At 37.6% G+C, this 7,347-nt stretch carries 9 protein-coding genes; 3 read left to right on the top strand and 6 right to left on the bottom strand.

The features are described from left to right. Window positions 1-255: 255 nt before the first annotated feature. The 3 genes from QJ48_RS02695 to catA form a co-directional block, all read right to left on the bottom strand. Window positions 256-444: a hypothetical protein gene (locus QJ48_RS02695; protein ID WP_025848652.1), complete on the bottom strand. Its 189-nt coding sequence runs from the start codon at window positions 442-444 to the stop codon at window positions 256-258. Window positions 445-464: 20 nt separating this feature from the next. Then, on the bottom strand, window positions 465-1,391 hold the full coding sequence (locus QJ48_RS02700; RefSeq protein ID WP_054972120.1) for a hypothetical protein: 927 nt from the start codon (window positions 1,389-1,391) through the stop codon (window positions 465-467). 249 nt (window positions 1,392-1,640) lie between these two features. Continuing rightward, window positions 1,641-2,294: a type A chloramphenicol O-acetyltransferase gene (gene catA / locus QJ48_RS02705; protein WP_054972121.1), complete on the bottom strand. Its 654-nt coding sequence runs from the start codon at window positions 2,292-2,294 to the stop codon at window positions 1,641-1,643. Between the two features lie 304 nt (window positions 2,295-2,598). Here catA and QJ48_RS02710 point away from each other — a divergent pair, with 304 nt between their 5' ends. Next, window positions 2,599-3,048 (top strand): hypothetical protein, encoded by a 450-nt coding sequence (locus QJ48_RS02710; RefSeq protein WP_054972122.1) that lies wholly within the window; start codon window positions 2,599-2,601, stop codon window positions 3,046-3,048. A gap of 124 nt (window positions 3,049-3,172) precedes the next feature. Here QJ48_RS02710 and QJ48_RS02715 read toward each other — a convergent pair whose 3' ends face one another. From QJ48_RS02715 to QJ48_RS02725, 3 genes are all read right to left on the bottom strand, one after another. Further along, on the bottom strand, window positions 3,173-3,649 hold the full coding sequence (locus QJ48_RS02715; protein WP_063858001.1) for an AbrB/MazE/SpoVT family DNA-binding domain-containing protein: 477 nt from the start codon (window positions 3,647-3,649) through the stop codon (window positions 3,173-3,175). A gap of 54 nt (window positions 3,650-3,703) precedes the next feature. After that, window positions 3,704-3,925 (bottom strand): Spo0E family sporulation regulatory protein-aspartic acid phosphatase, encoded by a 222-nt coding sequence (locus QJ48_RS02720; RefSeq protein WP_054972124.1) that lies wholly within the window; start codon window positions 3,923-3,925, stop codon window positions 3,704-3,706. A 311-nt stretch (window positions 3,926-4,236) separates the two neighbouring features. Continuing rightward, window positions 4,237-5,511: a helix-turn-helix domain-containing protein gene (locus tag QJ48_RS02725; protein WP_054972125.1), complete on the bottom strand. Its 1,275-nt coding sequence runs from the start codon at window positions 5,509-5,511 to the stop codon at window positions 4,237-4,239. Window positions 5,512-5,844: 333 nt separating this feature from the next. On the opposite strand from QJ48_RS02725, the gene QJ48_RS02730 reads away from it, so the two are divergent. After that, window positions 5,845-6,438: an OCRE domain-containing protein gene (locus tag QJ48_RS02730; RefSeq protein WP_054972126.1), complete on the top strand. Its 594-nt coding sequence runs from the start codon at window positions 5,845-5,847 to the stop codon at window positions 6,436-6,438. A gap of 61 nt (window positions 6,439-6,499) precedes the next feature. Then, window positions 6,500-6,964, top strand: a complete 465-nt coding sequence (locus QJ48_RS02735) for a hypothetical protein (protein WP_054972127.1) — start codon at window positions 6,500-6,502, stop codon at window positions 6,962-6,964. The last annotated feature ends 383 nt before the right edge of the window (window positions 6,965-7,347 follow it).

Consider the following 7,347-nt stretch of genomic DNA (forward strand, 5'->3'; position numbering starts at 1 on the left):
GCCTTGCGGCGTTGGCTTCCTGAGGATGATTATTCCATAGTTTGGAGCACCCGAACAGGGTGAAAGTATTACGACAGTGGGGTTGGGGACCATCAATTTCTTGTTGCAATAACGGGATAGATCAATAAATTCAATCATTGTGAAGGCGCATTACGGTAACATGTATAGGGGCAGAATGGGGCTTTAGAAGGAAATATAGCAAGATAAACAAGCTGACGACAGTTTCGTTTTGACGTCAGCTTGCCAAGGAGCGAATTAAGTAATCTGCTCTCGGATTTCTTCGGGGATTGTTTTAAGGAAGAATTCCAATTGTTCAGGTCTGATGAATTTTAGCATCTTCTTTTTCTGTTCAATGCTTAACTCCGGGTTACAAAGCGCGGCTCTAACTCGTTCATGAACCGATCCTTGGATGTCACTTCGATATCTTTCAATCTCATTGTTCACCACTTTGTCTCCTTTGTTCATTATTTACAACAGGAATCAATGGTGTCTAGCAATATCTCAACATAGCGTCTATAGTCGAACCACTTCTTATCGATATGGATTTCTGTATTATCATCAATCATTCGTAACGCTTCACGCGGATTTAAGATATCATATCTTGGCTCATAAATTTCGGTGAAGGGTGGCCGTCCATTTACATCCATAGGAATGATGGGTTTTGCCCCAAGCAAGTGTGCCTCGTATAATGCTAAGGTTAAGCTTCCGCCGATCGTTACTGAAATGGCAGCCTTTGCCTTGGACAGAAGTCGGTAATACTCTTGCTGGGGTAACTTCCCAACTTCAATGCCCAAATCCCTCCACAAGCTCACAGGGTAATGGACCTGCGGCTCAACAGGAGAAGTAATCACGGTTCGATACCCCTTATCTTTGAGTTCCATTGCCATTCTAACCGATAGGTATGGTTGATAGAACTCGTTTAATCGCCCAGGAAATACAACCAATTTCTCTCGGTCTTTCGTTGGTTTGGTCTCGTCAATAATTGCATTGATCTTCTCATGATCATATGGAAAGCCAGCTGCAACAACTTTAACGGAACTGTTAGGACCCGTTGACCTTTCTCCCCATTCCAACATCGACGGATTGGTATACAAAATTGCCTTACAAGATGGGTGTTGAAAAATCCATAATGTCTCCGGATCAACGACATTGGTAAAAGGATTCCATACGTCATGCTCCATAATAATGAGATGCTTTGGCGTAGGTTTAGCCTGACGAATCAAGTCGAATAATGTATATCTTGTAATCAAGACCACATCATCAGGGTTTTCGGGCAAATCCGGACTGAATCTAAAATCAACTTTCGCTTCTTGAAGTCCTTTTCTTAATCCGGATAAATAGTTAGGATACCATGCTGTTTTGTCGGTCGGATCAACTAGTATATGAATCAAGGTCCTATCTTCCCTTCGTAGTCCAAAATGCAAAGCCCTGATTAACTCATATCTTAATTATAATTCAAAGGAAGTGTCAAACGTTTAAAATTTCTAGAAAACCCGAGATTGGAACTAATCTTGCTTTCTTTAACGACAAGGATGAAACTAGGCTAGGTATGAGGGTTTATAGCAGCGCCCCTCATAATTAGCCCCTCGCCAAGGCAGCAAAAAAGAGGGGGCTCGCCCCTCTTAAACTAGCTGGAATTGTTAGAGCAACCATTGCTCACAATTATTAGCCATCTCCTGCAATTCATTTATAAAAATACCGGCATGGTATCCGTCGCAAACCGCATGATGGACCTGCAAGGAAACAGGCAGCAAAATTTCGCCGGCTTGTTCAAAATATTTACCGCACGTCGTAATCGGCAGCAAATACCGTCCATCCGTATAAATATTCAGATTGAACCCGGTAAAGCTAACCCAGGGAATACATGAAACATTGATCGTATTCGGCGGCTCATTTTCTTTTGCGGATAAGCCCTTCACTTCACCATACCTGTTCATATCATCCAGGTAGTTTTGATAAAACACACCGAAGTCATTCGAAAAATCGGTCCACATGGTAGAAAACGTTTTGTCATCTTTATGAAAAAAGGTAAAGCTGGGCAGCATCTTTTCCCAATACCCCAACTCCCCATCTTTATTGAAACAAACGCGGAATTCGCGATGCGCATTCACCGTTTTTGTAACCATATAAAGAAACGCAGGATAAAGCTTGAGATCTTTTGCCCGAAGGACCGGGAGCAATCGGGTAATGTTCAGGTTGGCCGTTATGCTGAATGTACATCTGGTCACATTTAGATAATGTTCGAAGTACGCTCGTCTTTCCCATTTGTCCATATCGATTACCGTAAAGTTCAATTGGATAACCTCCTAAAATAGTAAATTGCTTATTTTAGGAGGCTAACTCGCTTGCTCGTTTCATATTACCATTCCCTTCCTAGCTTTAGGGCTATTTCCATGCCCATACCCTAAGTATATAGCTATATTCGATGGATGGAAACGGGCTACTTAGGCCCATATTATAATCTGAGAGGATATGAGACGTTAAATAAAGACCATTGGCATTCAATACGTCATGGAGTACAAATGAATGCTCATCAATGGCATAATTAATTCATGGAAGAGTTAACCTATGCTTTCCAACTATAAAGGGGGTACCATTATGGATAAAGACATATTACTCACTCAACTTCAGAGAGTTCCAAAACATAAAAAAGACATCTTGAAAAATCAATTTATAAATAAATTTATTATCACTGACACTGAATACTATCAGAATTATGTAAATGTTGGAGACGGATACTTTCTATGGTGCTGTTTTAAACATCAAGGACACCTTTCTACTTTCTCTACAAACGAATTTGGAAGTGTTTTAAATAGTATAGACACAAAAAATGTGCTGTTGTTCTGGGACTACTATATATCTCAAGATATTATGGATTTGGGACGTAATGAGTTGTTTCATTGTTCCAAACAATTTCTTGTTAATAATTTAAGTGCTTTTCCGCAAGATTTTTATGTGTTTGATGAAACATTGAAATGGGTCGTTATTAGTACTCACGAACAACAAAATGAACATGGAGATACTGGGTTTGTTATTAAGTTAGAGTAAATTGCAATTTTAAGTACCTTTAAAATTCATGTACGGGAGTTTCGTACCAACCAAAGGGTGCAAAATGACAATGTGTTTTTTCATTCGGTGTGACGAATAAAAACAATTATCTAAGTTAGCACATTTATGAATCTACCTGCTTCCTAAGTAGCTGACTGATCCATCCTTGTGAAATTCCCAACATCTTGGCTAGCTCCTTTTGCGAAGCTTTCGGGTTTTCCTTCATTGCTTGTTGCAAACGGTCCAAGGTTTCTTTTCTTCTCGTAGTCATTTTTCTCTTGTTTGAAATATCTTTTTTCGCCGCGTCTGCCCGTTCTCGTTCTAATCGTTCCAGGAAAACTTGAAGCGCCGGAAGGCTTTGAATGCATGGCATACAAATATAGAACTTCTTGAAATATATGATTTGCTGCTTGCCTGAACAAAACAAACATTCTTTAGCGCGATATTTATAAACCATAATCGCCTTTCTCTCGTCATCACAGAAATACTCCGTCCTGACATTGGGTTCTAGATTCAAAACACGCCTAACCTCCGTGGGGATCACAATTCTCCCAAAATCGTCTACCACTCTAACAATCCCGGTCATTCTACCCTCTTGCATCAATACACCTCAAAATGAACAGTATTGAATTGAACTGATATTTAAAAAATGGCTTTAGCTTATACACCTCATCTTCCTAGTTTGAGCGATTAAAACGTATGCATCTAATTGCTGGCTCAATTGGACTACATATTCACTTGTTAAGCTTTCGCCTTGCTGTACTGCTTCTTCCATTTGGTTCAAGATGTTTTCCATAACATTTTGCAATGCTTCGTCACTGAAATGGCTAATATCGTTTTGGGCATAATCCTCCTTTCTGGATGCCAATACACCCATGGAAAAATTCCCCTTTCAAATTAGGCTGTAATAGCATTAGCATATCAGCTATTCCTTTTATTCATGATTTGTTTACATTTGTGGAATAAAAAAACAGATGCCAATTAGCACCTGTTTTTCATAACATATTTTTTCTAGTATCGTTTTCACAAACCGGGTTCAGGCTCAGTATATTGGATAATGTGACCCGGTTTTTTAGTTACATCTGGTGGGAAATTGTTCAATGTTATAACAAAAACTAAAGACAAGATTGCTAATAGTACCTTCTTTTTCATAAACACCCGCCTCCGAATAAGATTAATTCAAAGACCTTATTTGCGACTATATACCTCCTTCATGAGAAGGAGATGTTTTAATTTTATTGTATTTCTACTTTTTATGCAATAATTAACAATTTTGTTCATACATTCTTCTCTTTCCTGAAATGCATTTACTCTCCCATATGAATCCATACTTTTCAGGATACTTTGGATTCCCTCGTCAATGAATCCAAGAGAAAATTGATACTCCCCTTTCTGCAAGTAGTATTTCCCAACTGCTTTGCATATTTGAGGGCCGTTCATATTTTCTGGTAAGAAGTCTTTTTCCCTTTCTAAGAGTTCCTTACATGCATTCAAATTGCCCATCTCAAAATAAATTTCAAAAAGTTCGTCCGCTACGTGTATCTTGTAATTTTTGCTAAGTTCGTCCAAGTATTTTTGAAGTAATGGTATAGCTGCCTCATATTCTTTTTTTCTCGCTTTTGTTATAGCCTTTATAATTTTCGCTGATTCTGAGACAAATTCATAATTAAATTTTTCGAATATATCTAGATTTCTTTCTACTTCTTCATAGTTTTTTAATATTAAATATGAGTTAATCATTGCAAGATACACTCTTGCTTTTAATTCGGTATCTTTATTCTCCATAACAATTCCGGTCTGGCACAACTGGATACAGTCGTCGTATTTTTTTACTGCAAAAGCTAGTAATCCCATTCTCATATATAAAGTGATTTGTTCCTCAAAAGATAAAAAATTGGTGTAATGTAAAATCTCCTGACCATCTTGATAAGATTGTTCCAATCGCTTTAAATCGAGTCGTTCTATTAAGTGCTTTTGTAGCAATCCTTTGGCTAAATATTGCATTACCCCATGCTCTCTGGAATATTTAATAATCGCCTTATAAAGTATCACTTTTAAAGCAGAATCGCTTATCTTGCCAATAAAATCATATAAACGCTGTAAGTTATCCTCCGTCTCACCTTGAGGGGATTGTAGTATCTTCAAAGCAACCATTGGCACTAAAGAAGAGTGATCCTCTATATTAACTATTTCGCTGAGTATCTCGAATAAAACATTTATTCGTTCCTCGTCTTGAATGTAGTACCCCATAATTTCTTTATAATGAGTGGGAAATACTGTGGCGATGGCTTTTACAGTTCTAAACCCAGGATGTTTTGTTTCCCCACGATCAATTCGATACAGTACACTTCTGCTGACACCTGTTAGTTCTTCAAGCTCTGAATATGTCAAGTTTTTCTCTTTTCTAAGTTGGAAGATGATATCTGAGATGGTTTTATTCTGGAACTTAGCATAAATATCCATCGTAATACATACCTTCCTTTTTATTCAATATTATACGATGGTTAATTATAACAAAGTATGTTTCATCTTACAATTAAATAGTTTTGGGCAGTTTACCCCTGCTCCCAGCAATTTGGGTTAAATAAAGTTAACAATTCGATCAAATTCTACAAAAATATGGATTATTGAACTAATACCACATTCATGATACAGTTTTCGGGGAATTTTCCCAAATAAAAATAGATACAAATAACTATTCCATATATTGTATTTTAATGGTATTTTATGGTTGAACAAATTGATGCGCGCCAATTTGTCCGTAAAACAAATTTTTGTTAGGAGAGGAAGCGTAACATGTCTTTTCGTAAAATTCAAAAACCTGTCGCTACTACCCTAGTCGTCACTTGCCTTTCTATGTCAGTTGCATCCTTTGCATCAGCCGCTACAACTTCACCAGCACAACCCGAGTCAAAGAGTGTCTACGCTTCTTTGAATCAAAAAAATTCTTTTGACCCGAAAGAGTACAACATGGTCATTGACCCGATGACTGGAAATTATCTTGATCGCTCTACTGGTATTACTTACAATCCGAATACTGGAATTATTACTGACCAAAATGCAGGACTTATCTTAAATCTCAACACCGGGAAACTTGCTCCAATCCACGCGGGCTCAGTTTCTACTCAAGGACTTTTCGGAGCGACATTAAAAGGGTTAAAGGCACTTGGACAAGCAATTCGAAGTGGCGGTTGGCTAATCTCACAAGCATTAAAGCTTGTAAGCAAAGAGAAAGCTGAACTTTTCCGGAAGTGGTCGTCTAAAATTGCCGATGCTCTAGAAAAGGTGGAAAGCGCATCTAAGGAAGCCGTTACGAAGGCGCTTGTTGCTGTCGGGGTTCCAGCTGATGTAGCGAAAGCATTAACAGATATCATTTTTGCGATTCTATAAGTCAAAGGCAAGCCTCGATATACGTCGGGGCTTGCTTGATTTCTCAATTGGAGCGATGACTTTGCAGAAAATTTCGATTATCTGGAAGATAATATTCGTTATTCTTCTATGTATTCTTGTAGTAGGTTCGATTGGGTTATTTGTTGGCTTGAATTTTTTACTAATCATAGGTTTATCAAAAATCCCTTTGCTGGGAATTCAAATTAAAACAAATATTGTTGGATTTCTTTTTTCAATTGCCATAGTTATTTTTAGTCCATTTAATTTGGTTATTGGCTTTATCCTTGAAGTAATTAAAGAAAGTGTATTTAAAGGGCGCGAGGTTTACAAAAATATATTCGATATGGTAACAACGTATCTCGTAACTTATTTATTCATCTATATTCTGGATTATTATTTAACAGATATTTCAATTTCGCATTTGGGAATTGCAACCCTGACCCTCTGTTATACGGTGATTTTTGAACTATACGAATATTATGAGCCTTTAATAAATAGATGGAGTAAGAAAAATCAAAATGAGTAGGCAATATTCAACAGAAGAAAAAATGTGCTTTATGGTAGTGTTACACAGAATATACACTTAGTATGGATGTATCGAAGTCACTCTAAATTTGATAAAAAAGTGTGCGCGGCAAATAAAGACAATTTATCCATGAGTTAAAACAAACATTCCATATTATGGATTACATTAAATGACCTGGAACATTTCCCATAAATACCGATACATGCACCGTATGCGGAAACATAGGCTATTTGGTTCCTATCTGCCGCGGCATGCCGAAGCCTTGATTTATAAGGGTTTTCTCGATTCTAGTATGGTTCTGTTTGGTTGCCGTCTTGTTCAAAATGATAGCTTTCGTCCCCAATTCGTCCCCATAATTTTTATCCCTAGTGCCTCATCAGTAA

Origin of the sequence: Paenibacillus sp. A3, from assembly GCF_001399685.1 — a bacterium.
GTDB lineage: Bacteria > Bacillota > Bacilli > Paenibacillales > NBRC-103111 > Paenibacillus_G.

What these genes read in the sequence shown, in the direction of transcription:
- QJ48_RS02710 (WP_054972122.1), top strand. Translation starts at nt 2,599, where the DNA reads ATGGATAAAGACATATTACTCACTCAACTTCAGAGAGTTCCAAAACAT.
- QJ48_RS02730 (WP_054972126.1), top strand. Translation starts at nt 5,845, where the DNA reads ATGTCTTTTCGTAAAATTCAAAAACCTGTCGCTACTACCCTAGTCGTC.
- QJ48_RS02720 (WP_054972124.1), bottom strand. Translation starts at nt 3,925, where the DNA reads ATGGGTGTATTGGCATCCAGAAAGGAGGATTATGCCCAAAACGATATT.
- QJ48_RS02725 (WP_054972125.1), bottom strand. Translation starts at nt 5,511, where the DNA reads ATGGATATTTATGCTAAGTTCCAGAATAAAACCATCTCAGATATCATC.
- QJ48_RS02715 (WP_063858001.1), bottom strand. Translation starts at nt 3,649, where the DNA reads ATGCAAGAGGGTAGAATGACCGGGATTGTTAGAGTGGTAGACGATTTT.